This window comes from Sorangium sp. So ce124 (assembly GCF_051525235.1).
Lineage (GTDB): Bacteria > Myxococcota_A > Polyangia > Polyangiales > Polyangiaceae > Sorangium > Sorangium atrum.
This window is the reverse complement of the sequence record NZ_CP150312.1, coordinates 9,588,784-9,613,872: the sequence shown is the minus strand read 5'-3', so window position 1 is coordinate 9,613,872 and position 25,089 is coordinate 9,588,784. Positions and strand designations below refer to the sequence as shown.

General features: G+C 71.3%; 19 protein-coding genes. 8 read left to right on the top strand and 11 right to left on the bottom strand.

The features are described from left to right. The first annotated feature begins 49 nt into the window (after window positions 1-49). On the top strand, window positions 50-982 hold the full coding sequence (locus WMF19_RS36205; RefSeq protein ID WP_437894540.1) for a cupin domain-containing protein: 933 nt from the start codon (window positions 50-52) through the stop codon (window positions 980-982). A gap of 43 nt (window positions 983-1,025) precedes the next feature. On the opposite strand, the gene WMF19_RS36200 is transcribed toward WMF19_RS36205, so the two are convergent. The 3 genes from WMF19_RS36200 to WMF19_RS36190 are packed head-to-tail and all read right to left on the bottom strand — an operon-like array spanning window position 1,026 to window position 3,612. After that, entirely contained in the window at window positions 1,026-1,856 is an 831-nt protein-coding gene (locus WMF19_RS36200) for a MetQ/NlpA family ABC transporter substrate-binding protein (RefSeq protein WP_437894539.1), read from the bottom strand. Between the two features lie 60 nt (window positions 1,857-1,916). Next, window positions 1,917-2,597: a methionine ABC transporter permease gene (locus WMF19_RS36195; RefSeq protein WP_437894538.1), complete on the bottom strand. Its 681-nt coding sequence runs from the start codon at window positions 2,595-2,597 to the stop codon at window positions 1,917-1,919. After that, window positions 2,590-3,612, bottom strand: coding sequence for a methionine ABC transporter ATP-binding protein (locus tag WMF19_RS36190; RefSeq protein WP_437894537.1), 1,023 nt, complete (start codon window positions 3,610-3,612; stop codon window positions 2,590-2,592). The genes WMF19_RS36195 and WMF19_RS36190 overlap by 8 nt, the downstream gene beginning before the upstream one ends. Window positions 3,613-3,877: 265 nt before the next feature. Here WMF19_RS36190 and WMF19_RS36185 point away from each other — a divergent pair, with 265 nt between their 5' ends. Both WMF19_RS36185 and WMF19_RS36180 read left to right on the top strand, forming a co-directional pair. Beyond that, window positions 3,878-4,849: an aldo/keto reductase gene (locus tag WMF19_RS36185; protein ID WP_437894536.1), complete on the top strand. Its 972-nt coding sequence runs from the start codon at window positions 3,878-3,880 to the stop codon at window positions 4,847-4,849. A gap of 349 nt (window positions 4,850-5,198) precedes the next feature. Further along, the gene (locus tag WMF19_RS36180; protein ID WP_437894535.1) at window positions 5,199-7,640 is read left to right on the top strand and encodes a GH36-type glycosyl hydrolase domain-containing protein; all 2,442 of its coding nucleotides are present in this window, start codon (window positions 5,199-5,201) and stop codon (window positions 7,638-7,640) included. Between the two features lie 119 nt (window positions 7,641-7,759). On the opposite strand, the gene WMF19_RS36175 is transcribed toward WMF19_RS36180, so the two are convergent. Continuing rightward, window positions 7,760-9,100 (bottom strand): amidohydrolase family protein, encoded by a 1,341-nt coding sequence (locus tag WMF19_RS36175; protein ID WP_437894533.1) that lies wholly within the window; start codon window positions 9,098-9,100, stop codon window positions 7,760-7,762. A gap of 776 nt (window positions 9,101-9,876) precedes the next feature. Here WMF19_RS36175 and WMF19_RS36170 point away from each other — a divergent pair. Continuing rightward, window positions 9,877-10,335, top strand: coding sequence for a hypothetical protein (locus tag WMF19_RS36170; RefSeq protein WP_437894532.1), 459 nt, complete (start codon window positions 9,877-9,879; stop codon window positions 10,333-10,335). Window positions 10,336-10,512: 177 nt separating this feature from the next. On the opposite strand, the gene WMF19_RS36165 is transcribed toward WMF19_RS36170, so the two are convergent. From WMF19_RS36165 to WMF19_RS36150, 4 genes are all read right to left on the bottom strand, one after another. After that, window positions 10,513-11,391, bottom strand: coding sequence for a transglutaminase family protein (locus WMF19_RS36165; RefSeq protein WP_437894531.1), 879 nt, complete (start codon window positions 11,389-11,391; stop codon window positions 10,513-10,515). A gap of 224 nt (window positions 11,392-11,615) precedes the next feature. After that, the gene (locus WMF19_RS36160) at window positions 11,616-13,493 is read right to left on the bottom strand and encodes an Hsp70 family protein (protein WP_437894530.1); all 1,878 of its coding nucleotides are present in this window, start codon (window positions 13,491-13,493) and stop codon (window positions 11,616-11,618) included. Then, on the bottom strand, window positions 13,490-14,143 hold the full coding sequence (locus WMF19_RS36155) for a DUF2760 domain-containing protein (RefSeq protein ID WP_437894529.1): 654 nt from the start codon (window positions 14,141-14,143) through the stop codon (window positions 13,490-13,492). The genes WMF19_RS36160 and WMF19_RS36155 overlap by 4 nt, the downstream gene beginning before the upstream one ends. A 101-nt stretch (window positions 14,144-14,244) precedes the next feature. After that, window positions 14,245-14,856, bottom strand: coding sequence for a hypothetical protein (locus tag WMF19_RS36150; protein ID WP_437324324.1), 612 nt, complete (start codon window positions 14,854-14,856; stop codon window positions 14,245-14,247). A 392-nt stretch (window positions 14,857-15,248) separates the two neighbouring features. Between WMF19_RS36150 and WMF19_RS36145 the strand changes: the two genes are divergently transcribed. The 3 genes from WMF19_RS36145 (at window position 15,249) to WMF19_RS36135 (ending at window position 19,358) form a co-directional block, all read left to right on the top strand. Continuing rightward, window positions 15,249-15,458 carry a twin-arginine translocase TatA/TatE family subunit gene (locus tag WMF19_RS36145; RefSeq protein ID WP_272095380.1) on the top strand — a complete coding sequence of 70 codons (210 nt, stop codon included), beginning with the start codon at window positions 15,249-15,251 and terminating at the stop codon, window positions 15,456-15,458. Between the two features lie 85 nt (window positions 15,459-15,543). Next, window positions 15,544-18,690, top strand: a complete 3,147-nt coding sequence (locus tag WMF19_RS36140; protein ID WP_437894528.1) for an MXAN_5808 family serine peptidase — start codon at window positions 15,544-15,546, stop codon at window positions 18,688-18,690. Window positions 18,691-18,803: 113 nt separating this feature from the next. Beyond that, on the top strand, window positions 18,804-19,358 hold the full coding sequence (locus WMF19_RS36135; RefSeq protein WP_437894526.1) for a TerB family tellurite resistance protein: 555 nt from the start codon (window positions 18,804-18,806) through the stop codon (window positions 19,356-19,358). 129 nt (window positions 19,359-19,487) lie between these two features. Here the strand turns inward: WMF19_RS36135 and WMF19_RS36130 are convergent, their stop codons facing one another. Beyond that, window positions 19,488-19,793: a hypothetical protein gene (locus WMF19_RS36130; RefSeq protein ID WP_044966374.1), complete on the bottom strand. Its 306-nt coding sequence runs from the start codon at window positions 19,791-19,793 to the stop codon at window positions 19,488-19,490. A gap of 81 nt (window positions 19,794-19,874) precedes the next feature. Here WMF19_RS36130 and WMF19_RS36125 point away from each other — a divergent pair, with 81 nt between their 5' ends. Next, complete coding sequence (locus tag WMF19_RS36125) at window positions 19,875-20,843, top strand: uroporphyrinogen-III synthase (protein ID WP_437894525.1); 969 nt, start codon at window positions 19,875-19,877, stop codon at window positions 20,841-20,843. Here WMF19_RS36125 and WMF19_RS36120 read toward each other — a convergent pair. Both WMF19_RS36120 and WMF19_RS36115 read right to left on the bottom strand, forming a co-directional pair. Next, on the bottom strand, window positions 20,831-21,646 hold the full coding sequence (locus WMF19_RS36120) for a hypothetical protein (protein WP_437894524.1): 816 nt from the start codon (window positions 21,644-21,646) through the stop codon (window positions 20,831-20,833). The genes WMF19_RS36125 and WMF19_RS36120 overlap by 13 nt on opposite strands. A gap of 85 nt (window positions 21,647-21,731) precedes the next feature. After that, entirely contained in the window at window positions 21,732-24,500 is a 2,769-nt protein-coding gene (locus WMF19_RS36115) for a tetratricopeptide repeat protein (protein ID WP_437894523.1), read from the bottom strand. Between the last annotated feature and the right edge of the window lie 589 nt (window positions 24,501-25,089).

The following is a 25,089-nucleotide window of genomic DNA, read 5'->3' as shown; positions in this document are numbered from 1 at the left end:
GCGCTGTATCGTCCATAGAAATAGTTCGATCGTCCAGAGAGGAAGATGCATGGACGTCCTGACGGAGGCGCTCCGCAGCGTCCAGCTGCAGAGCCAGATCTACGGTCGGCTCGAGCTGAAGGCGCCCTGGGGCATGCGGATCGACGCGCACGACGTGACGACGTTTTACGCGCTCTCGCGGGGCGGCTGCGTGCTCGACGCGGGCGAGCGCCGCCTGACGCTCGCGCCCGGCGACGTCGTCTTCTTGCGCGCCCGGCTCGCGCATACGCTGCGCGACCGCCCCGGCTCGCGCGCCGTCTCGCCCGAGGTGGTGTATGCGCAGCGCGGGGGCCGATGCGGGGGCATCGTGCACTACGGCGGCGATGGGGCGCCGACGACGATCGTCGCGGGCGGCCTTCACTTCACCGACGCGCGCCTGAACCCGCTCCTCGCGAGCCTGCCCGAGCTCATTCACGTGCAGGGCGACGGCGGCGTCGCGACGCGGTGGATCGAGTCGACGTTGCAGTTCGTCGCCGCCGAGATGGACGCGGAGATGCCCGGCTACGAGCTCGTCGCGGGCCGCCTCGCCGACGTGATGTTCGTGCAGGCGCTGCGCACCCATGTCGCGGGCGTCACGTGCGGACAGCCGGGCTGGCTTCGGGCGCTCTGGGACCCTACCCTCGGCGTCGCCTTGCAGCGGATGCACGAGCGGCCTGCCGACCCGTGGACGGTCGAGGCGCTCGCGCGCGCCGCGGGCGTGTCGCGCTCGGCCTTCGCCGCACGCTTCAAGGGGGCGCTCGGCGTCGCTCCGCTCGAGTACCTGACGCGCTGGCGCATGCACCGCGCCGCTGAGATGCTCGCCGACGAGGCCGCGAGCATGGCGTCGGTGGCGGGCGCCGTGGGGTACGCCACCGACGGCGCGTTCGTGAAGGCCTTCAGGCGCCACATGGGCGAGACCCCGGGCGCCTACCGGCGCAAGGCGCGCGCCCGGCCCGACCGGTAGCCAGTAGCGCCCGCCCTGGAGCGTCGGCCGGCGCGCGCCCACCTCAGAACGCCGGCACCACCGCGCCGCCGTAGTGGGACTCGATGAAGCGCCGCACGTCGTCGGAGTGCAGCGCCTTGATCAACGCCTGCACCTCGGGCCGCGTCTCATCGCCCTTCCGCACCGCCAGCACGTTCGCGTACGGGTTGCCCTTGGCGGACTCGCGGGCGAGCACCTTCGCGTCCAGCTTCAGGTTCTTCTGCGCCTCGAGGAAGTAGTTGCCGTTGATGACGGCGGCGTCGACGTCCGCCAGCGTGCGCGGCTGCTGCTCGGCATCGATCTCGCGCAGCGCGAGCTTGCGCGGGCTGTCGAGCACGTCCTTCACGGTCGCGGCGACCCCCACCCCCTCGCGGAGGCGCAAGAGCCCGTGCTGGGCCAGGAGCTGGAGGGCCCGGCTCCCGTTGGTCGGGTCGGCAGGGATCGTCACCTGCGCTGCCTCGGGCAGGTCCTCGAGGCGAGCGTGCTTGGTGGAGTAAAGGGCCAGCGGCTCGAGGTGCACGGCCGCCGCGCTGCTCAGCGAGAGCTGGCGATCGGCGCTGAAGCGCTCCAGGTAGGGCACGTGCTGGAAGTAATTGGCGCCGAGCTGACCGTCCGAAAGCGCGATGTTCGGCTGGATGTAGTCGGTGAACTCGACCACCTCGATCTTCACACCCTCCCGCTCGGCCAGCGGCGCGGCCGCCCGGAGGATCTCCGCGTGCGGCACGGGGGTGGCGCCGACCTTCAAGGTGCGGCTGCCGCCGACGCCGGCCGGTTCGTCCGGCTTACCGCAGCTGGAGAGCAGCGCCGTCACCGAGAGCAGGAGCGCTGAGACGACGATCGCTGGGGTTCCCTTCATGGTCAGTCCTCCGGAGGGTTCATGGGGCGAGGCGGCGCGGGCAAGGCCGCTGGAACAGGGTCAATCGCGGGCGCCGGCGCCCCGGGGGCTCGTGCGGTCGAGCCGGGAGGCGAGGCGATCCCCGAGCAGCTGGACGCCTTGCACCAGCACGAGGAGCACGACGAGACAGCCCAGCATCACATCCGTGCGAAAGCGCATGTAACCGTATTTCACGGCCAGGTCGCCGAGGCCGCCGCCGCCCACGGCGCCCGCCATGGCGCTGTATCCGAGCACGCTGATCACCATGAGCGCCGTGCCGCGCACGAGGGACGGCAGCGCCTCGGGCAGGAGCACCCGGAGGATCACCTGCCGGTGGGTGGAGCCCATCGCCACCGCCGCCTCCAGGAGCCCAGGGTCCACCTCCCGCAAGCTCTGCTCCACGACGCGCCCCATGAAGGGGATCGCAGCGACGACCAGCGGCACGATGGCGGCCGTGGTGCCGATGGTGGTGCCGACGAGGAGCCGGGTGAGCGGCACGATGGCCACCATGAGGATGATGAACGGCACGGAGCGCCCCACGTTCACGAGCGTGCCGAGCGAGCGGTTGAGCAGCGGCCGCTCCCAGAGCCCGCCGCGGTCGGTGATCACCAGCAGCACGCCGAGCGGGAGCCCGGCGAGCACGACCAGGATCGCGGAGACCGACGCCATGTAGAGCGTCTCGACGGTGGCTATCCACAGCGACGCCACGAGCTCGCTAGGCATGGGCGACGGCCTCCGACAGACAACGCTGCTCGCGCAGGTGGCTCAGCGCCTGCTCCAGCGCGTCGGGGGCGCCGGTGAGCTCGACCAAGAGCCGGCCCACAGGGACGCCTCCAACCCGCTCCACCGTGCCTTCGAGCAGGGTGGCGTCCACGCCGAAGCGGCGGGCCAGTATGGCGAACACCGGCTGAGCGGCAGCGTCCCCGGCGAGGGACAGGCAGACGAGGCGGCCTCCGGGGCGGCCTCCGGGGCGGCCTCCGGGGCGGACAGACCAGCTGCCCGCGGCGAACGGCGGATAACACAGCGCGCTCAAGCGCGCGCCGGGGAGCGCCAGCAGGTCGATGACTTTGCCTTGCTCGACCACCCGGCCACGCTCCAGCACGGCCGCCGAGTGGCAGATCTCCTTGAGCACCTCCGTCTGGTGGGTGATGAGCAGGATGGTGAGCCCCAGCTGCCGGTTGATGTCCCGCAGCAGGCCGAGCACCGCGCGTGTCGTCTCCGGATCGAGGGCGGAGGTGGCCTCGTCGGACAGCAGCACGCGCGGCCGCGGCGCGAGCGCCCGGGCGATCCCCACCCGCTGCTTCTGGCCGCCGGACAGCTGGGCCGGGTAGGCCCACGCCTTGTCCGAGAGGTCGACGAGCGAGAGGAGCTCGTCCACCCGCTCGCGGATGCGTCCCGGCGGCCAGCCCGCGATGGCCAGCGGATAGGCGATGTTCTCCGCCACGGTTTGCGCGGAGAAGAGATTGAAGTGCTGGAAGATCATGCCGATGCCCTGGCGGGCCTGCCGGAGCTCCCGCGGGCCGAGCGCCAGCATGTCCCGTCCCTCGACCTTCACCTCGCCCGCGGTGGGCCGCTCAAGCAGGTTGACGCAGCGGATGAGGGTGGATTTGCCCGCGCCGCTGTGCCCCAGCACCCCGAAGACCTCGCCCGGGGCCACGCGCAAGGAGACCCCCTCCAGCGCCGTCACCTCGCGCCCGCCGTGCCGGTACACCTTGCTGACGCCACGCAGCTCGATCACGGCCGATGATCACCTCCCACCCGCCCCGCAGGAGTCTCCGGGAGCGGGCCGCCAGCGGAGAGCGACAGCCGTGTCGCTCGCGCAGAAGCTGTGAGTCCGCTTGTAGCGTCCACGTCGTGCCATAGCAACACGAGGCCCCACGATTGCTGCCCACGCAGCAGCGCACCCACGCGTGGGACCGGTCGCCGGAGCCGTGACTGCATGGATCCTGCCCCCGGTTTACGTCTGACCCTTCGGTTGATAGAGTTGTCCCCAGGAGGGCCCTATGCGCGAGCCGAGCGAGACGGGAGGTGCCGACGGTGGCCGTCATGACGTGCTGGGAGCGGTCGCCACGACCGCAGCGGCCATGGCGGTCGGGGCAGCCGGCCGCCCGTCGCCGGCGGCGCCTGCGGCCGCCGGGGGGCCGGCCCGCACGCTCGGGCGGACCGGCGCGCAGGTGGAGCCGGTGTCGCTCGGGGGCGAGGGGATCCTCCGCACGACGGGCCGTCACCGCGAGGCGGTGCCCGTGATCCTGGAGGCCCTGCGCCTCGGGGTCAGGTACTGCGACACCGCGCCTGCATACCAGCAGAGCCAGGACTACTACGGTGAGGCCTTCCGCGCCGCCGGCCCGAAGGCGCGCGAGCAGGTCTTCCTCGCCTCCAAGACCCATGCGCGCGATCGCGACGGCGCGCTGCGGCTGCTCGACGACAGCCTGCGTCGGCTCGGGACAGACCACCTCGATTTATGGCAGCTGCACGATCTGCGGGAGATCGAGGAGCTCGACGCCATCTTCGGCAAGCGGGGCGCCATCGAGGCCGTGGAGCAGGCCAGGGCGGACGGCCGCGTGCGCCACGTCGGGATCACCGGCCACCACGACCCGCGGATCCTCCTGGAGGCGATGCGGCGTTATCCTGTGGACACCGTGCTCTGCGCGGTAAACCCTGCAGATCCGGCGCGGCGACCGTTCCTGACGACCGTTGTCGAGGAGGCGCGGCGGCGCGGAGTCGGCGTCATCGGCATGAAGATCATGGCCGCGGGCCGCCTGCTCCAGGATCGCGCCGCGAGCGCGAGCGAGCTCATCCACTACGCGGCGAGCCACGCCGACACGGTGATCATCGGCTGCTCGTCGATCGCCGAGGTGCGCGAGAACCTGGGCGCGCGGTCCCTCTCCTTCCCGATGCCGCCCGCGGAGCGCGCAGCGCTGGAGGCGCGCGTCGCGCCGCGCGCCGGCCGTTACGACACGTTCAAGGCCGGTTGAAGCGGCGGATACGCGGCTCCGCGAGCGAGGCGCGGCCCGCGGAGCTTCGGTGTGTAAAATTTCTCCTTCACTGCAATCCTGCGTTGTCTGCCGCACACCAACCATGCGCCAACGCGCAACACAGCGCGACGGAGTGCGACGGAGTGCGACGGAGCGCGGCGTTCTCCCTGGCAAAACGCCGGCGAGCGCGCCCCCAGGCCCCGTTGACAAGCGGAGGCGCCGGGGTCTAGAGTGGCGGCCCTCTGAGCTCGCTCGGAGGCCCCAGGCCTGACAATCATCGGCTTATCCGACCCGGGGCAGCGCTGCCTCCGGGTTTTTTTCTGTCGCTATCCACGGAGACCGCGCGTCCATGAGCAATCAGTACGGCCACTTCGACGACGAGAGCCGCGAGTACGTCATCACCCGGCCCGACACGCCGCTGCCCTGGCTCAACTACCTGGGCTCGGACGAGATGTTCGGCCTCTGCACCAACACGGCGGGCGGCTACACGTTCTGGAAGGACGCCAAGCTGCGCCGGTTGACGCGCTATCGGTACAACAACGTGCCGATGGACCTCGGCGGGCGCTACCTGTACGTGAACGACGGCGGGGTCGTGTGGAACCCCATGTGGAAGCCCCTCAAGACGGCCCTGGATCGCTACGAGTGCCGCCACGGCCTGGGTTACACGAAGATCACGGGCGAGAAGAACGGCGTCGAGGTGGAGGTCCTCTTCTTCATCGTTCCCGGCGAGAACGTGGAGATCTGGCGCACCCGGGTCACCAACAAGAGCGGCTCGAAGAAGGACATCCAGCTCTTCTCCTTTCAGGAGTTCTGCTTCTTCGAGGCGCTCAACGACATGACGAACTACCAGCGCACCTACTCCATCGGTGAGGTGGAGATCGAGGGGAGCGCCATCTACCACAAGACCGAGTTCCGCGAGCGCCGCTCCCATTACACGCTCTTCGCCTGCACGCGCGCGATCGACGGGTTCGACACGAGCCGTGACGCCTTCTGCGGCAGCGTCCACCATGGGCTGCACGAGGCCCAGGTGCCGGCCAAGGGGAAGGCCACGAACTCCAAGGCGTTCGGCTGGAACCCGATCGGCAGCCACCAGGTGAGCCTCTCGCTCGAGCCCGGCGCGAGCGAGATGATGAGCTTCGTGCTCTCGTACGTGGACCACGGGGACCTGCCCAAGTTCAAGGCGCCCTTCGTCCTGAACAAGCAGAAGGGCAAGGAGATCCTCGCCAAGTACTCGGCGCCCGGCGTGGTGGACGGCGCGTTCGCTCAGTTGAAGTCGGACTGGGCCGGGATCCTCTCGAACTTCCAGGCCGACTGCCCGGACGAGCACGCGACACGCATGCTCAACACCTGGAATCAGTACCAGTGCATGGCGACCTTCAACCTCTCTCGGTCGGCCAGCATGTACGAGACCGGCATCGGCCGGGGCATGGGCTTCCGCGACTCGAACCAGGATCTCCTGGGCTTCGTGCACCTCGTCCCCGAGCGCGCCCGCCAGCGCATCCTCGACATCGCGGCCACCCAGCTCAGCGACGGCACCTGCTACCACCAGTACCAGCCGCTGACGAAGAAGGGGAACGCCGACATCGGCGGCGACTTCTACGACGATCACCTGTGGCTGATCCTCTCCACGTGCGCGTACATCAAGGAGACCGGCGACAAGGCCATCCTCAAGGAGGCTGTGGGCTACGCCGACAAGCCGGGCTCGAAGGAGGACCTCCTTCACCACCTGGAGACGTCCATCGCCTACACGATGAAGAAGCGGGGCCCGCACGGCCTGCCGCTGATCGGCCACGCGGACTGGAACGACTGCCTCAACCTGAACTGTTTCAGCACAGAGCCCAACGAGAGCTTCCAAACCGCGGGCGACGTGAAGGACTCGAAGGCCGAGTCCGTGATGATCGCCGGCCTCTTCCTCTATGCCAGCCGCGAGATGGCCGGCCTCTACGACTGGATGGGCCAGAAGTCCGACGCGGCGCGCATGCGCGACCACTACGCGGAGATGCTGGCCGTTGTCGAGAAGGAGGCCTGGGACGGCGAGTGGTACCGCCGCGCCTACGACGCCGAGAGCCGGCCGGTCGGGAGCAAGGAGAACGAGGAGGGGAAGATCTTCATCGAGAGCCAGGGCTGGTGCGTCCTGGGCGGCGCCGGCGCGGACAACGGCCGCGCCAAGCAGGCGATGGAGAGCGTGCACAAGCACCTCTACACGAAGAACGGCATCGTGCTGCAGCAGCCCGCATACACGACCTATCACCTCGAGCTCGGTGAGGTGACCTCGTATCCGCCGGGCGTGAAGGAGAACGCGGGCATCTTCTGCCACAACAACACCTGGATCCACCTCGGCTGGTGTCTCCTCGGCGAAGGGGAGCGCGCGCTGGAGTATTATCTCTCCATCTGCCCCTCGGCGAAGGAGAGCCAGATCGAGACCTATCGCGCCGAGCCCTACGTCTATGCGCAGATGATCGCTGGCAAGGACGCCCCGGTCTTCGGCGAAGCCAAGAACGCCTGGCTCACAGGCACGGCGGCCTGGACGTTCGTGTCCGTGAGCCAGGGGATCCTCGGCGTGCAGCCCCAGTACGACGGGCTGAAGCTCGATCCCTGCGTGCCCAAGGCGTGGAAGAGCTTCTCCATCTCCCGCCGATTCCGCGGCGCCACCTACGAGATCAGCGTCAAGAACTCGGGGGTGTGCAAGGGCGTGAAGAAGCTGACCGTGGACGGCAAGGCCGTCGCGGGGAACGTGATTCCCCTGTCGCCGGCCGGCTCGACGGTGCGCGTCGAGATCGAGATGGGCTGAAGGCCCTCTGTCGGAGCGCGCCGCGCGGTGGCGGCGGCGCGCTCCGCGTGCGCTCGTCCTGTCCGCGCAACTCCACGTAACGAGCGCGCCGAGCCCGCGGCGGCGAGCGCGCATGCGGCTCACTCGGCCTGAGCCGGGCCGACCCACCTCCCGTTCAGCATGACCCGCTTCACGCGGCGCATCGCCCGGATGTCCGCGAGCGGGTCGCCTTCGACCAGGACGAGGTCGGCGAGCTTGCCCGGCTCGACGCTGCCGAGCCGGTCGTCGACGCGAAAGTACCTGGCGTTCTCCAGCGTGCCAGCGACGAGGACCTCCATGGGCGAGAGGCCGCTCTCGACGAGCAGCTCCATCTCGTGCTGGTAGGCCCAGCCCCGCTCGGCGCCCGGCGCCTTGCCGTGGGAGCCGACGACCACCCGCACGCCGGCGCGGCGCGCCGCGAGGGTGAGCTTCATCATGTTCTCGAAGCCGCGCACCTCGGTCTCCGTCGCGCCCGTGTCGCCGGCGCGGCGCTCGAAGATGGCGAGCGTCGGGGTGAGGAAGGTGCCCCGCGCCGCGAGCAGCCCGAGCAGCGCTCGGGTCCGCGGCGCGCCGAGGGAGATGCCGCGAAAGATCTCGTAGCGCCCCGGAAAGCGCGCGTCGTTGTCGGCGATCACCGACTGGCGGTAGCGCTCCGCCTCGCGCGGCGGCACGAGCGCCGTGCCGAGCGACGTGATGTGCTCGATGCCGTCGAGCCCTGCGCGGACCGCGGCCGCGGCGTCCACGGTCTCGAGGTGCGCGACGGCGATCACCCCGCGCGCGTGCGCGGCCTTGGCGACCTCCTCGACGAGCCCGAGGGGCAGGCGGAAATAGACCTTGATCGCCGACGCTCCGTGCTCGACCAGCTGATCGACGGCCCAGCGCGCCTCGGCCGCGTCGCGCACCAGCATCGCGCCCTCCGGATAGGCCGGATACGGACCGTCGAGCAGCGGCCCCGCCAGGAAGAGCCGCGGCGTCGGGCCGAGCTTGCGCGCGGCGTCGTACGCCTCGATCCAGTTCCCCGGCTCGCGCAGCGAGGTGACGCCGCGCTGCAGGACGACGCCGGGCAGCCCGTCATCGCCCTCGAGGTGGAAGTGCGCGTCGATGAGGCCGGGCAGCACCCAGAGCCCCGCGCCGCGGACGACCTCCGCGCCGGCCGGGACGTCGGTGGCGCCGCGCGCGCCCGCGGCGACGATGCGGTCGCCGCGGACCACGACGACGGCGTCGCGCACGGGCGGCCCTCCCCGGCCGTCGATGAGCGTGGCCCCGACGATCGCCGCGCAGTGCGCGGCGTCCGGCCGCGCGACGGCGTTGATCTCCCGCGGGGGCGGGAGCTTCGGCTGCCCTTCCGGCGAGGCCCATTGCACGGGCGTGCTCGCGCAGGCGGACAGGCCCGCGAGCGTCGCCGCCAGACACACGCGCAACACGCGCAACCGAATGCTCATCGTGCCCTCCCCCGTGACGCGCGACGAGCCCCGCGCGTCGCCGTCGCTGCGCGGCGCGCGTGGGGCCGTATCGCTGGCGCCCGTCGCGCGCGATCGCAGCGCGAGGCCGGGCTCTGCGATCGCGCACGACGCAGGCGCCGCGCCTCTGATCATAGCAGAGCCGTGCTCCAGGGCAGCTGTCACGAGCGCTTTCCAACTTCCACCTTCAAGTCGTCGAAGGCGCGCGCTCCCGGCGACGTCCGCCGCCATCTCCAGATTCGCTCGAGGCATCGAGATCGCGCAGCGCTGCGCGGGCGGCGGCGGCGCGGGCGGCGGCGCTCCCGGCGACGGGGCGGCGTTCCGTGGAGCACAAGGAGGCTCGGAACTCGCGACTTGCGGGATTCGGTGCGACGCTCGCGGTGAGCGTGAGCCGCAAGCCCCCGGCCACGGCGGCGCGCGCGGCTCGCGACGCGCGATTTCGGTGCTGTTTCGTCGGGGCGTCCGAGTCGGGCGATCCCCGAACCGCGGGCGCTGGTCGGCTCGTCCTCAACGCGCATGCCATGGTGTTTGGGGTCGCTCGAGCGGACCAGGCGCGGTCAGCCGTTTCGCGCGCCGCATAGAAGATAGTTGAGCGTCACAGCCTGGGTAGAGTAGTGTGCCGCCGCCGGCACGCGGGGGTTGTCGCGACCGGCGAGTCCCCTTGGGACTGACAGATGAAGCGACGATCGACGACGGGCGCTCGTTCGAGCGCGCCGGAGGACAACATGCGTAACATTAATCTTGTCAGCATTGGCTCGATGGCTCTCATCCTTGGCGCGACCGCCTTCTCCGCGGGGTGCGGGGACGACACCGAGACGACGGGCTCGGGCGGCGGGACCACCGCGAGCACCTCGGCCGGCGAGGGCGGCAGCGGCGGCACGGGCGGCAGCGGCCAGGGCGGCAGCGGCCAGGGCGGCAGCGGCGAGGGCGGTGCCGGCGGCACCGGCGGCGGCGCGGACTGCGTGACCTGCTCGGCGCCCCTCCTCACCGGGGCTGATCCGGCGGACCTGTGCGAGTCCTCGATCCCGAAATACGAGGCGGTCACGGAGTGTATCTGCGGGGCCTGCGGCGCGGAGGAGGGTGACCCCTGCTATACCGCGTGCACCACGGACGAGGCGGCGGACGACGCGTGTAACGAGTGCGGCAACATGGCGGCTGCCTCCGCGGAGGGCGCGTGCATCGCGGAAGGCACCGCCTGTCTCGAGGACGGCCAGTGATCTCGACGCGCTGAGGTCTTGCGGATCGGTCCGACCGGCCTCGGCGATTCGTGCTGGGGCCGCAGGGAGAGGCGGGATGCCTGCCTCCCCCGCGGCCGCCATTTCGCGCTCTCCCATGTCGTTGTGTGCTCGCTGCGACAGGCGCCTGTCGGTGAGCGGGCGAGCCAGCGGAGAGAGCTAGTCGACCTCGGCCACCGTCACATCGACGCTCATCGTCTCGGCGGCGGCTGTGTAGAGCGTCCCCGCTGTCGGCGTTGCGTCCATGTAGTTGCGGCCGTAACCGACCCGCACGTGGTCGAGGCTGGCCAGCACGCCGTTCGTGGGGTCGAACCCCTTCCAGCCGATGTTCGGGATGTAGAGCTGCACCCACGCGTGGGTCGCGTCGGACCCGGCGCGGCTCGTGCCGACGTTGCCGGTATAGAGGTATCCGCACACGTAGCGCGCCGGAATGCCGAGGAGCCGCGCCATGCAGATGAACAGGTTCGCGAAATCCTGGCAGACCCCGCGCCGGTTCACGAAGGCGTCATACGGGGTGGTCGCCAGGTTCGTGGAGCCCGGCACGTATCGGTATTCGCGGAAGAGCGTCAGGTTGATCGCGAAGAGCGTCTCCATCAGGTCCGCGTCGCTCTTCTCGACGAACGACATGGCGTAATCGAAGAGCTCCTGGAGCTGGGTGTCGGGGAGCTCCGCCGGGCGCACATACGGCGCGATGATCGCCTGCTCCCAGGGCATCCAGACGAGGGGGAACGCGGGCCGGATCTTCTTCTTCGCGAACGCGAAAGGATCGGCGTCGCAGAGCTCCACGATCGAGTCGGCCGAGATCGTGAGCGCGGTATACGGGGTGGTGATCTCGAAGCGTGTGACCCGGTTCCCGAAGACGTCCTCGAACTCCGCCGTGGGCACGTGGGGATCGATCGTGAGCGTGTGCGAGAGCACCCGCTGATCCCAGTCGTGCACCGGGCAGAGATGCAGCTTGTGCACGCTGCGCTCCACCGGGCGATCGTAGGTATATTTCGTGGAATGGACGACGCGGAGCCTGCGAATCGTCGGTGCCATATCGTGTCCTCGATGAGCGCGCTCCGGCTTGCCTTCGCGCTCCGCTTCTCGCTCCTTGGCCTCCTGCATGCTGCGGCGCGTCGTGAGGGTAGCGCGCACGGGCGCGCTGCGCTTCAGGATGGACGGCGGGCCGTGCCGCTTCAGGCTGCTCCGGACGCGGGCGCCCCGCGCTCACACCTCGGCGCGCGCCGATCAGGCTGCTCCGGACGCGGGCACCCCCGCGCTCACGCCTCGGCGCGCACCGACAGCTCGATCCGCCAGCGCTCGTTCGGCTTCTGCGCCTCGCGGGGGATCGCCTCCAGGAGCAGCGTCCCCACCTCGGTGACCGACGCGCGCAACTGCACTGGGACCATGTCGCCCTCCCGGCGGCCCTCCGCGGGCAAGGTGACCTCGATCGGCGAGAGCTCCTCGAGCTCTCCGGGCTTCCAGCTCTCGAGCTCGGTCCCGGCCTGGTCATCCCGGCGCACCGACGAGCTGAAGAAGCGGAAGCGCACCGGCTCGCCGACCACCACGCCGAACTCCTGCGGCAGCAGCGTCGCCTCGGTGCCTTCCTCCATGCCGAACGGCGCGAGGCAGAGCGCCGTGATCGGCGGCTCCAGGCCGGGCACCGCGGGAACGGCCCCCTCGATGCCCACGTAGTAGGCCCGCGCTGTCCCGCCGCGGATCCGGAGCCCACGGCCGCGCCGCGCGAGGCCGTAGGCGGCGGCGCCCCGCGCGACCGCGAGATCCAGGTCGTCGCTCGGGAGCACCCGCGGCCGGGGCGCGCCGTCCTGCTCGAGCCAGGCGCCGAGCGTCGCGACGAGCCGCTCGCGCAGCGCCGCGCTCTTCATGACGCCCCCGTTGAAGAGCACCGCCGTCGGGTGCAGGAGGAGCGGTGCGCGGCCGGGCTCGGCGTTCGCCCCTCCCTGTGGGGCGAAGCCCTCCAGCTTCGACGTCGCGCCGGCCTGCCGCCCCAGGAACGCGGCCAGGTGGCGGGTGATCGCCGGGTCCTGCGCGTACGGGAGGCCGAGCTGCGTCAGGCCGGCGCGCGCGCGGGTCGCGGGGCGCGCGGACGAGGGGACCTCGGGGAAGAACCCGTCCACGAGCGTCCTCGTGATCTCGTCCCGCGTGAGCTCGGTCCGGATCGCCGCCCCGAGCAGCTTCGAGCCGCGGCCGGCGATCGCGATCGGCGCCTCGCTGATCGACGGATCGCCGAGCAGCCGCTCCTTGGCGACGCGCGCGGCGTGGGTGAGCGACGACATCTGCCAGCGATCGAGCTCCTTGCCCTCGGCGGCGAGCTTCGCCTTCACGACGTGCGCGAGCGCGAGGTCCATGTTGTCGCCGCCGAGCAGGATGTGGTCGCCGACCGCCACGCGGACGAGCTCGAGCGAGCCGTCGCGCGGGACCGCGGCGATCGCGGAGAAGTCGGTGGTCCCGCCGCCGACGTCGATCACGAGCAGCACGTCGCCCGGCTGGAGGTGCTTGCGCCACGCCTCGCCGGCCGCGTCGATCCAGGCGTACACGGCGGCCTGCGGCTCCTCGAGCAGGGTGAGGTCCTCGAACCCCGCGGCGCTCGCGGCCTCGACCGTGAGATCGCGCGCGGCGGCGTCGAACGACGCGGGCACGGTGATCACGATCTCCTGCTTCGCGAGGGCGAGCGCCGGATCGTCCTTCGCGAACTGGTGATCCCACGCCTCGGTGAGGTGCTCGAGGTACCGCCACGACGCCTCGACGGGCGAGATCTTCTCGATGTCCTCGGGCGCGCCGAGCGGGAGCGTCGAGCCGCGCCGGTCGATGCCAGCGTGGCTGAGCCAGCTCTTCGCGCTCGAGATGAGGCGCGCCGGCGCGTCGACGCCGCGCGCGCGGGCGTGCTCGCCGACGGCGAAGCGCCGCTCGGCGTCCCAGGGCAGCGCCTGGGGGCCCTCGCTCTCGTGAGGGATGTACATGAAGGAGGGCAGGAGCGGCCGCGCCTCGAGCGTCCCCTGCGCCACGAGCTGCGGGGCGGCCATCACCTCGGGCGACGGCGCGAGCCGCGCGTCGGCTCCGTCCTCGGGCAGGCGCGCATAGGCGAGCGCGCAGTGGGTGGTGCCGAGATCGATGCCGATGATGTAGCGCGCGCTCATAGCTCGACCTCCGCGGGGGCGATGATGCTGGCGTCGTGGCCGGCGACCGGCGTCGGCAGCGAGACATCGTCGGCGCGCCAGCCCCGGTGGCGCAGCACCCCTCTGTAGGGCGCGGTCCCGGACACGTTGCCGATGAGCTTGATCTCGGAGGGGTTGTAGCCGGCCTCGAGCGTCACCTTCGCCCCCTCGTCCTCGCGCCGCACGGGCGCGAGCTTCGCGTGGCTTCGCAGCGCCTTGCGGCAGCCCTCGTGGACCATCCTCGCCGCCACGCCCACGTCCGCGTCGCCGAACGAGGTGATGTCCTGCTCGAGGAAGTCGACGAGCCGCCCCTCGCGCTGGAGCAGCGAGAGCAGCTGGAGCGCCGAGCTCACCGCGGGCGCTGTCTGCGGCGCGGGCGCGGTGACCGGCGCGGGGGGGGGCTCCCTCGCCGCAGCCGCGGCCGCCTCGGGGGCGGCGGGCGCGCCGCCAGCTCGATCTCGCTCGAGCTGCCGCGGCTCGGCGTGCTCGGCCGGCTGCAGGGCGGCGACCGCCTCGCGCGCCTGCCAGGCCCGCTCGGCGAACTGGGGATCGAACAGCACGCGGAAGAAGCACGCGAAGGCGAACCAGAGCCGCGTGGACCAGGGGAGCGGAGGATCGTGGAGGTCGGCCACGGCGAGAGCCTAACGCCGAGCGTAGGGATCGGCACAGAGACCGGCGCGCGGGGCAGGGGGGCGCCTGCCCCGCGCCGCCGCCCGGGGCGACCCCGGGCCCCTCAGAAGGTCGCCCGGAGGACGGGGACGCGGACCTCGTGCCCCTGCGCCACGCCGAACTTGAACATCTCGTCCTGGGAGTAGAGCGGCTTGAGCGAGAGCGCGGGCACGCCGAGCGCGACCCGGCGCGGCGTGATGTCGACGAGGCCGAGCCGGGGCTCTTCCCGGCGGGCTCGCCGGAGGACCTGCGCTGCGTCCGTCGTGAGCTGGACGTTGATCCCCGGCTGCGCGGGCTCCGCGGCCGGCTCGTTGCGGATCGGCTCGCTCTGGTCGGACTCGGGGGGCTTGTACGCGGTGGCGTTCAGGGTGACGACGAGGGTCGGGATGACCAGCGCCATGCCCCCGGCGAGCATGTAGAGCGGCACCTCCGCGGGCGGCTCCGCGGCCTCGACGAAGTAGCCGGCGACGCCGCCGCCCACCGCGCCGAGCCCGCCGAACACCAGGTACGGCCAGGCGCGCTCGACCCCGATCGCCCCCATGGTCAGCATCACGACCTCGCCGCCGAGCAACGCGCCGCCGACGATCCCCTTGCCGTCGACGCTCACCGTGTCTCCCCCGCTCGCCTGCTGAGCGCTCGCGCGCCCGGCGGCGCCGGCGAGCACCGCCGCTGCCACGGACGCCCCTGCCAGACAATGCGCTGCCTTACGATTCAAGCGGTTCATCGGCATCGTGTTTTCCCCGTGTCGACTGTCGCGAAGCCTGCGAGGGCTCGAGCCATGGATCACCGCCTGCCTCATCCGAGGCTGGCGTCCGGGCCGGTCGGCTGGCGATCCCGTCTGGGCCGTCGAGCCGTTCTTGATTTGTGAACCGCTGGCGGAGCGAGCGGGTGCTCACGCGCCTGGTCTCTCCTCCAGCGAAGCCGGTGCGCGAGCCTAGCACGGGTCTCCGCGCTTCGAACCGCTGCGTTGCCGGTGCGGAGGATGGGTGGTATGGGTCCACTCGAACCGGGCTGTGGACCGCCGCCACCTGCCGCAGAGAGCGTGGCAGCCTTCAAGGGATCAACGCTATGGGCCGCATCGGACCGCTTGAAATCGCCCTCCTCGTAGGCCTCGCACTGCTCCTCTTCGGCGCGGGGAGGATCGCCGACGTCGGGAAGGGGATCGGCGAGGGCATCCGGAATTTCAAGAAGGGGCTCCGCGACGACGACGAGGAGGCGGCCAAGCAACTCCCGGCGAAGCCCGAAGAAAAGCAAGAGGATACGCACAAGCCCGTGTAGCGCCCGCGCTGGAACGCGGTGCTCGGGCCAGCGAGCATCGACGTCGGTCGACGCTCGCTGGAGCGCGTCTATACTCGATCGCCGTATGCCTCACCGACCCATGGAGCGCATCGCCAAGGCGCTCGTCGTGTCCGCCGCGTTCCCGCTGGCAGCGTACTTCGTCCTTCAGTTCGGCCCTGGCGGGCTTTGGCGCGGGTTCGAGCCCGCGCTCGCGGTCACCGGGCAGGTGGCCAAGGCGCCGTACGACCTCACCCGCCTCGAGGCCGTCAACGAGACGCTCAAGATGATCCGGGACAAGTACGTCGAGCCGGATCGCGTCAAGCCGAAGGAGATGCTGCTCTCGGCGCTCAACGCCGTCCAGCGCGACGTCGCGCAGGTGATCGTCCTCAACGAGGATCCCAACGAGGTCACCGTCCGCGTCGAGACCAGCGAGAAGAAGTTCCGGATCGACAACATCCAGGGCCCCTGGGACGTCTCCGCGCGCCTCCGCGAGGTCTTCACCTTCCTCCAGAAGAACCTCCGCGGCACCGAGGTCGATCTGCGGGACGTCGAGTACGCCGCGTGCAACGGCATGCTGCACACGCTCGACCCGCACTCGACGTTCCTGAGCCCCGAGGCGTACAAGGAGATGAACCTCTCCACGTCGGGCGCGTTCGGCGGGCTCGGCGTCGTGATCTCGATCCGCGACCAGATGCTCACGGTCCTGAACCCGATGCCCGACACGCCCGCGGGCAGGGCGGGCCTCAAGCGGCTCGATCGGATCGTGAAGATCAACAACGAGTCGACGCTCAACATGCCGCTCGACGACGCTGTGCGGAGGCTCCGCGGCGATCCGGGCACCCCGGTCACCGTGTGGCTGACCCGCGAGGGCGAGGGAGGGTGGCAGGGGCCGAAGGCCTTCGAGCTGACCCGCGAGGTGATCAAGGTGAGGTCCGTCGAGTCGCGCGCCCTGGAGGGCGGCGTCGGCTACGTCCGGCTCAAGACGTTCCAGGCCACCTCGACCGCGGAGCTCGACGCGGCGCTCGACGGGCTGCGCAGCAAGGGTCCGCTGAAGGGGCTCGTGCTCGATCTGCGCGGCAACCCGGGCGGCCTGCTCGATCAGGCCGCGCGCATCGCCGACAAGTTCCTCGCCGACGGCGTCATCGTGTCCACGGTCGGCGCCTCCGAGGGGCGCGAGGAGAAGCGCGCCAAGGGGCCGGGGACCGAGCCGCTGTACCCGATCGTGGTGCTCGTGAGCGGCAACAGCGCGAGCGCGAGCGAGATCGTGGCCGGCGCGCTGAAGAACAACGATCGCGCCGTCATCGTCGGCTCGCAGACGTTCGGCAAGGGCAGCGTGCAGCTCGTCTTCCCCGACGTCACGGCCGAGAAGGCGGCCCTCAAGCTCACGATCGCGCAGTACCTGACGCCGGGCGACATCTCGATCCAGGGCGTCGGCGTCACGCCGGACATCGAGCTCGATCCGATGACGGTCGACGAGCTCGAGATGGATCTCACCGTGCAGAAGGATGGGCTCCGGGAGCGCGATCTCTCGGCGCACCTCTCGAACGCGCGCGCGGCGGCCGCGGGCAAGCCGTCCGAGGTCGTCCGTTACCAGCTCACGAGCGCCGAGCGCGAGCAGATGCGGGAGCGCGGCGGCGACATCGACGAGGACTTCTCCGTCGACTTCCCCATCCGCTTCGCGCGGGATCTCGCCGCGCGGATGCCGCCCTCCACGCCGAGGCTCCAGCAGCTCCGGGCGATGCACGACTACATCGATCAGGTCGGCAAGGAGGAGCTTGGCAAGGTCGCGGCCGAGCTGACGAAGCTCGGCGTCGACTGGTCCGACGCGCCCGAGGGGGCCACGCCGGCGGCGAAGTCCGAGCTCGACGTGAAGGTCGAGACCGATCGCCCCAACGCCGAGGTGACCGCGGGCCAGCCGATGGAGCTCCGGGTCACGGTCAAGAACAACGGAAAGCAGCCGGTCTACCGGCTCCGTGGGACGACGGAGAGCGACAACCCGTACTTCGACAGCAAGGAGCTCATCTTCGGCAAGATCGGCCCCGGCCAGACGAAGAGCGCGAAGGCGCCGCTCGGCTGGTGCGAGGTCGAGGGGCGGAAGATCGGCTCGACGAAGCCGAGGAAGGCGAACGAGAAGCGCGTCTGCACGATCCCGATGGACGCCCTCTCCCGGAGCGACGGCCTCAAGGTGAAGTTCGAGGTCGCCGCCGCGGCGGAGCCGCCGGCGGTCGAGATCCGGCCCACGGTGCGCGCGCTCGACCGGCCGCTCTTCCAGTACGCCTATCAGATCGCGGATGACCGCGAGGGCAACGGCGACGGGCTCATCCAGAAGGGAGAGCGGGTCAGCATGTACCTGACCGTCAAGAACGTCGGCAAGGGGCCGTCGTACGAGACGCAGGCGAACATCGCGAACCTCTCGGGCGACGGGCTCATGCTGCACGCGGGGCGCTTCGACATCTCGAACATCAAGCCGGGCGACGTGCGCAAGGTGGTCTTCAGCTTCGACGTGGAGCAGCAGCTGTCGGAGCCCGAGGCGACCCTCACGCTCTCGGTCGGCGATCGCGATCTCCGCGAGTTCGCCAGCGAGAAGGTGAAGATCCCGATCTCGCCGCGCATCCAGCTCAACGGCGGCGGCTCCACCATGAAGGCCGGGGCGGAAGGGGCGACCCTGCTCCCGTCGCCGGAGGCGAGCGCGCGCGGCTTCGGCCGGCTCGCGGCGGGCGCCGTGGTCAAGGTGCTCGGCGAGGCGCCAGGCGGGTTCGTCAAGGTCGACCTCGGCGCCGGGCGCTTCGCGTTCGTCGCCGCGCGCGAGGTGACCCCTGGCGGCGGGCCGGCCCCGGCGGCGGTCGCGTTCGAGGACCTCTACTCGCACGCGCCGCCGACGCTGGACATCGCCGCAGCGGCGCTGGCGACGAGCGCCGGCACCATGAAGATCACGGGGACGGCGTCGGACAGCGAGCGGCTGCTCGACACCTTCATCTTCGTCGGGTCGCGGAAGCTCTACTACAAGTCGAACCGCGACGGCGCCGACCCGAAGAAGGCCGAGTTCTCGTTCGAGGCGCCGCTCCGGCCGGGGGTCAACGTGATCACCGTGGTCGCGCGCGAGACGCCCGACACCACGACGCGGCGCACGCTCGTCGTGCGCAAGGACGGGCCTGACGGCTCGATCCTGAAGACCCCGAAGTCCGACAACCCCGTGGACGATTGGATTGCGGACCGCGGCGGCGAGGAGTAGGCCGCTGGGGAATGGACCAAGGCGACGGCGACATGGACGACCGCGGTGACGGGCGTAAAGGGCGGGTCTCCGCCGGGCTGCCCTGCCCGGCGAGGATCTGGTAGCCTCATCACGTGGGACTCCTCGCCTGGCTCGGCCTGAAGCAGGGGGGCTCGTTCCCTAACCTCGACGCCCTCCTGACGGAGCTCCGCGCGGCGCTCCCGGACGACGAGGCGGTCGTCCTCCGCTACATCGCCACCGTCATCGTCCTGCTCGGCAAGGTCGCGTGCGTCGACGGCCGCTTCTCCGACAAGGAAGACGAGCTGCTCCGTGAGCTGCTCACGCACGTCGATGGGCTCGCGCCGAGCGGCGTCGAGGCGGTGTTCAACGCCCTGCAGGGCAAGCTGCCCGCGCTCCAGGAGGGCGAGGTCGACCGCTGCTACCGCGAGCTCAAGGCGCTCTGCAACGCGAGCGAGCGGGTGGAGGTCGTGCGCCTCTTGATCCGGCTCGCGGCCGCGGATGGCGCGCCCACGCCGGCCGAGCGGGCCGAGATCGAGCGCATCGCCGAGGAGCTCGGCGTCTCGCTCGCTGACATCGAGCCGGACCTCTCCGTCGAGGCCGGCCCTCAGGCCGGCTCTCCGGCGCTGCCGGACGACCGGAGCGATCCCGGCAGCGAGCCCCCAGCGTGACCCGGGCGCGAGCGCCGCTCGGCTGATCCGTCGCGTGTGTCGCGCCGCTGCTGGGCGCCAGCGCCGCTCGGCTGATCTGTTCTGTCGCGCGCGTCGCGCCGCTGCCGGGCGCCGCCGCCGCTCGGCCGATCAGTCGCGCGCGTCGCGCTGCTCGGCGCTGCCCTCGGGGCTCGGAGCGCGGCTCGCGAGGCCGAGCGCCCGTCGCTGCTTCAGCGCCGTGAGCGCCACGAACAGGACGAACAGGACGGCCCCGAGCACCGCCACGAGCACGCCGAAGTTGAAGAGGTAGTGCGCGCCCTGCGCGCCCCCCACCCCCATCAAGAAGATGCCGAGCAGCGCGATGCCCGCGCCGATGACGGGATCGGGGCCGACGTCGTTCTCCGACGTCGCACGCGAGAGCCCGCTCCCCTGGACCCCGGAAGCCTCGTTGCTCATCGGATGGCTCACACGAGGAGCTTAGCAAACTGGTCAACCGCCCGAAACCCGCCAGCGCTGGACCCGGGCTATGCTGCGCGGGTGAGCACGCCCACCCACCCACGAAACGACCGTCCCTCTCCGCCCGCGCCGTCTGACTTCGCCGGGCGCCGCGTCATCTGCTTCGAGAGCCGCCGCGCCTCCGAGATGGCCTCGCTGATCCAGCGGTATGGCGGTGTGCCCGTCACGGCGCCCACGCTCCGCGAGGTGCCCATCGAGAGGAACGAGCGCGCTCTCGACTTCGCGCGGCGCCTCGCGGGCGCCGAGTTCGACGTCGTGATCCTGATGACCGGCGTCGGGACCCGGGCGCTCGTGGCCGAGGCGGCGCCTGCGCTCGAGCCGAGCCAGGGCGGCGGGGCGTCCGACGGTGACGCTGGTGCGGACGCCCAGGGCGTATCTCTCCTGGCGGCGGCGCTCTCGTCCGTGCAGATCGTCGCGCGCGGCCCCAAGCCGGCCTCGGCGCTGCGCGAGCTGGGCCTGACCCGCTTCATCACCGTCCGCGAGCCGAACACCTGGCGGGAGATCGTCGAGGCCGTCAGCGCGCTCGGCGACCTGAGCGGAAAGCGCATCGCCGTCCAGGAGCACGGCGCGCCGAGCCACGAGCTTTACGCGAGCCTCTCGGCGTCCGGCGCGCACGTCACGCCGGTGCCTGTGTACCGCTGGGCGCTCCCGGAGGACACCGCGCCGCTCCGGCAGGCGCTCCGCCTCATGGCGGACGGCGGCGCGGCGATCACGCTCTTCACGAGCCGCGCGCAGGTCGAGCACGCGCTCCTCGTGGCGGCCGAGGAGGGGCTCGTCGAGCGGCTGCGCGCCGCGCTCGCGCGGGGCGTGGTGGCGTCCATCGGGCCGGTCTGCACGGAGGCGCTGCGCGCCGAGGGGATCGAGCCGGATTTCGAGCCCGAGCACCCGAAGATGGGCCACCTGGTCAAAACGGCGGCCGCGCGCGCGCTCGAGATCCTCGTCGCGAAGGGAAATCGGGGCGACGCGCCCCTGCAGACTCAGTCTTCGTAGTCGTCGTACGCCTCGTCTTCGTCGGCGGAGCGCGCCACGGTCGCCGGTCGGGGCGCGGGGCTGGGCTCTGCGCCGGCGGCCGCGCGCTCATCCATGTCCGCGTGGCCCCTGTCGATCAGCTCGGCGCGGTAGAGCACGCGCCCGTCCTCGGCGGTGATCTCACCGCCCACGTCGCCCCAGGCGAAGTCGTCGCTCTGGAGCGTGCGCATCGTCGCCTTCGCCTTGCCGATGCGCACGCGGAAGCTGGTCCGCTGGCACGGGATGGAGGAGCCGCCGACCTCGACGTTCACCGCCTCGCTGCCGAGCACGTCCTCGTTCTCGTCGGCGGCGAGCGCGGTCTTGGCCATCATCGCGTCGTAGGCCGAGAGGGTCGCCGGCCGCTCCGCGCCGTCGTCGATCCACGCCGCGCCGAGGATCTCACCGCGCCTGCTGGGCTCGTCGCTCATGCGGACCCGCAGGGCCTCGGTCTTCTTGCCGTCCTCGAGGGTCACGTCGACCACGAGGACGTCCCCCTCGCGCGCCACGACCCGCTGCGTGAGGAGCAGCGGCGTCTTCCTGAAGCTGCCCGAGAACCGGTAGGCCACATAATCGCCGGGCTTGCGCGCGCCGGACGCCTCGTCGGCGATCGGGCCGCGCTCGTCGAGCGAGCCCTTCGCCCCCTGCGGGACCTCGCGCCGCGCTTGCGCCGCCACCTTGGCGGAGGCGTCCTGCGGGCGACCGGATCGAGCGTTCGTCTCGATCCCGGCGCCGCAGCCGGCAGCCAGGACCGAGGTGAGGGCGGCGAAGAGGAGCGGTCGGTTCATGCCCCTCCGGTACCGGAGAGCGCCCGCCGTGGCCCAATTTCTGTCGTTTCCAGGGCGCACCCGCGCGGCCGCGCGCGCGATGCGTTCAGGGCAGCTTGCCGCTCGGGAGCATATCGTCGAAGGCGGCGTCGAACTCGTCCGCGATCATCTCGGCGCCGACGGCGCGCGCGGCCGGCTTCGGGACGTCGATGCGGCGCAGCCGCTCCGCCACGCTGCCGCGCGGGTCGCTGTAGCTCGGGCTCATCCGGGCGACGCGCTGGAAGTAGTAGAGCGCCTGCTCGGGGACGCCGCGCATCTCGTAGGCGTTCGCGATCTCGTAGGTCAGCGCGAGCTCCTGCTCGACCGTCTTGTGCGAGGCGTGCAGCCCGCGGATGAGCGCGTCGATGCCCGCCTCGATGTTGCCCATCTGGAGGTGGGTGACGCCGATCATGGATTGGCAGACGCACTCTCGCCCGGGGTCGCGGGCGGCGAGTTCGAACTCGCCGATCGCGTCGGCGTAGAGCCCCATCTCCTTGTAGGCGACGCCGAGATCGTAGTGCGTCGACGCGTCGGACTCGGAGATCTGCGCCGCGACGCCCGCCTTGAACTGCTCGAAGACGCTCTCGACGCTGATCTGCCGAGGATCGTCCTGGACGCCCGTCACCGAGCTCGGAACGACCTCGAGCTCGTCGATCATCTTGAGCGACTCGGCGATGTCGAACGCGCGATCCTCGTCCGGCCGCTCGCTGCCGCGCGGGACGGCCCGCGTGCCGCTCTCGTTGTCGGTCGCCGCCCGCACCACCCCCCGCGCGTCCGAGGCCAGCTCCGTGACCTCGCGCAGCCGCTCCATCAGGAGCGGGTGGTTCGGCAGCCGCGCGAGCTGCTCCTCGAGGATGTTCCGCGCCTCGTCGAACATCCCGTGCTGCGCGAAGAACTCGACCTCCTCGAGCGCGTCCTCGTCGAGCGCGTCCGCGCGCCGCAAGGACCCCGGCGGCACGGAGCGGCCCGACGCCGGCCGGACCGACGCCGGTCGGCCCGACACCGGGCTGTACAGGGCAGGCGGCGGCGCCGCGAGCACGGGAGGGGGAGGTATCGAGGACGCCGGGGGCGGAGCCTGGGACGCGGCGACGGCCAGGGGGTGCTCGGGCACACGGCTCGGGTTGACCGAGGCCGTCTCCTCCTCCTCGTCGTCGATGGCCTCGAGCTCCTCGACGTCCTCGACCTCTTCGACGTCCTCGATCGGGAAGCTCGGCAGCGGCGGCTCGTTCGCGAACGGGTCGTCGAGGTGCGTGACGAGCTCGGGCCGCCGGGGGAGCGCCTCGACGACGCCGTCTTCGTCGAGGGTGTACGCGGGCAGCGGCGCGTCGGGGTCGTAGAGGTCCTGGCTCGGCACCTCGGACGCGTACGCGTCGTTCTCGCCGGCCGTCGGCGAGGCTTCCGGCTCGGCGTGCTCCTCGTCGGCGAGCTCGTCCTCCTGCGGGACGGCGTAGCCGAGCAGGTTGAGCATCTCCGTGGCCTGCGCGTTGCCGGGATCGAGCAGCAGCACCTCGTCGAGGAGCCTCGCCGCGTCGTCGACGGCGTCCTCGCTGGCCAGCTGCTGCGCGAACGCGAGCATCTGCTCGACGGCGGCGTCCTGGTCGCCCGCCTCGATCAGGACATCGCAGAGCTTCTCGCGCAGCTCTCGAGCGGCCGGCAGCCGGGCGACGCCGCCCTTGAGCAGGGCGACCGCCTTGTCGTACTGCCGGTCGCGCCGGAGGCTCTCGGCGTGCGCGACGAGCTGCCGCGGGCTCGCGATCGGCGACGTCGAGGGCTGCGACGCGCGGAGCGGGATCGGCACCGCGGACGCGGGCTCGTCGTCCTCGACGTCGAGCTCCTCCGCCTCCTCGTCGTCGCCCTCGCCCTCGTCGAGCTCGACGTCGATCGACGCGCGCGTGCTCCTCGACGAGGGTGCGATCTGGGAGGCGAGCTGGCGCACGCCCTCGTCGTTCGGGGCGCGCGTGATCAGGGCCGAGACGAGCGCGGTGAACTGGTCGACCCGCCCGGCCTCCTTGGCGATGCGCGCCGACTCCTTCTGCACCTCGATCGCCTTGGCCGGCTGCCCGAGCAGATCGAAGGCGCGGGCGAGGAGCGCGAGCGTCTCCAGGTCTCGCGGGTTCTCCTTGAACGCGATCTGCAGCTTGGTCAGGGCCGACATCCCGTCGCTCGGGTCGCCGCGATCGAGGTAGATCTCGGCGGCCATGCGGGCGAACCGGGCGTCCGGGCGGTGCTGCAGCAGGCGCTCGACCACCTTCAGCGCGTCGTCGCGCCGCCCGAGCTTGAGCAGGAGCTCGGCCGCCGTCCCGAAGCGCTGGATCGCGGCGTCGTAGTCGCGGACCCGGATCAGCGCCTCCGCGAGGCGGAGGTAGGCGAGGGGGTTGTTCGTGTCGAGGTCGACGACCCGCTTGAAGATGTCAATCGCGTCGCGGTCGCGCCCCGCGCGGAGGAGGCGCGTCGCGACCTCGTCGTAGGCGGCGAGCGCGTCGCTCGTGAGCCCGAGCTGCGTGTAGATCTCCGCGAGGCGCGGGACGATGTGGCCGAAGCGATCCTCGTACTGCGGGACGTGCTTGTGGATGATCTCGCGGATCTGCTTGTAAACGGCGATCGCTTTGAGCGCGAAGCCCTGAAGGGAGTAGAACTGGCCGACGCGCTCGTAGGTGGTGATCGCCTCGACGTACTCCTCCGTCTTCAGGTAGAGGTCGCCGATCTTGAGCAGCGTGCGGACGTCCTTCGGATCGTCTGCGACCAGCTTCTGGTACTCGGCGATGGCCTTGTCGAAGCGCTTCCGCTCGACAAGCTTCTGCGCGGTCTGGAGTACCTTGTCGCGATCGACCGCCACGGCGATGGGAATCTCCTGCTGAGGGCAGCAAGGCGTTGCTCGGGCGCCTCGTCGGCATCCCTCACCTCGCCTAAAAAACACCTAGCCAATCCCGCCACCACGTACAAGCGCGCGGCACCGGAAGTTCCGGAAGCTACCGCGAAGGTGCTTGTTTGCAGTGTGCGGCCCCCCGGGGCCCCTGTCTGGCGACGCGGCGACCGCCTGGCGCGGTAGCCGCGAGCCCCCGCCCCGGTCGGACGCTGGGCGGTCCGGTCGAGGCGCGTCGAAGAGCGCGCCCTACCCTGTAGGAACGCGCTGAACGGCCGGGGATTCACGAAGATCGCGGGGAAGGTGGCGAGCGCCGCCATTCCCGCGAAGACAGCGTTAAGCCTAGCAGTCGAGCGGCCTTGTTGCACATTTCGTGAGATCTTCCGCGACCCGCGGCCGCTTCGCTGGCGGTCGTGCGACCCCGCGATCACGGCGTGGGCGTCGGGCCTGGTGGGCACGCGGGCGATGTATGCGCGCCGCGCCGGATGAAAGGGCAGGGGGTAGGTCGCGAGCTCGGCCGTCGGCGGGGGCGAGCGCGGGCGTCGGCGGGAGGGCGCTCCGG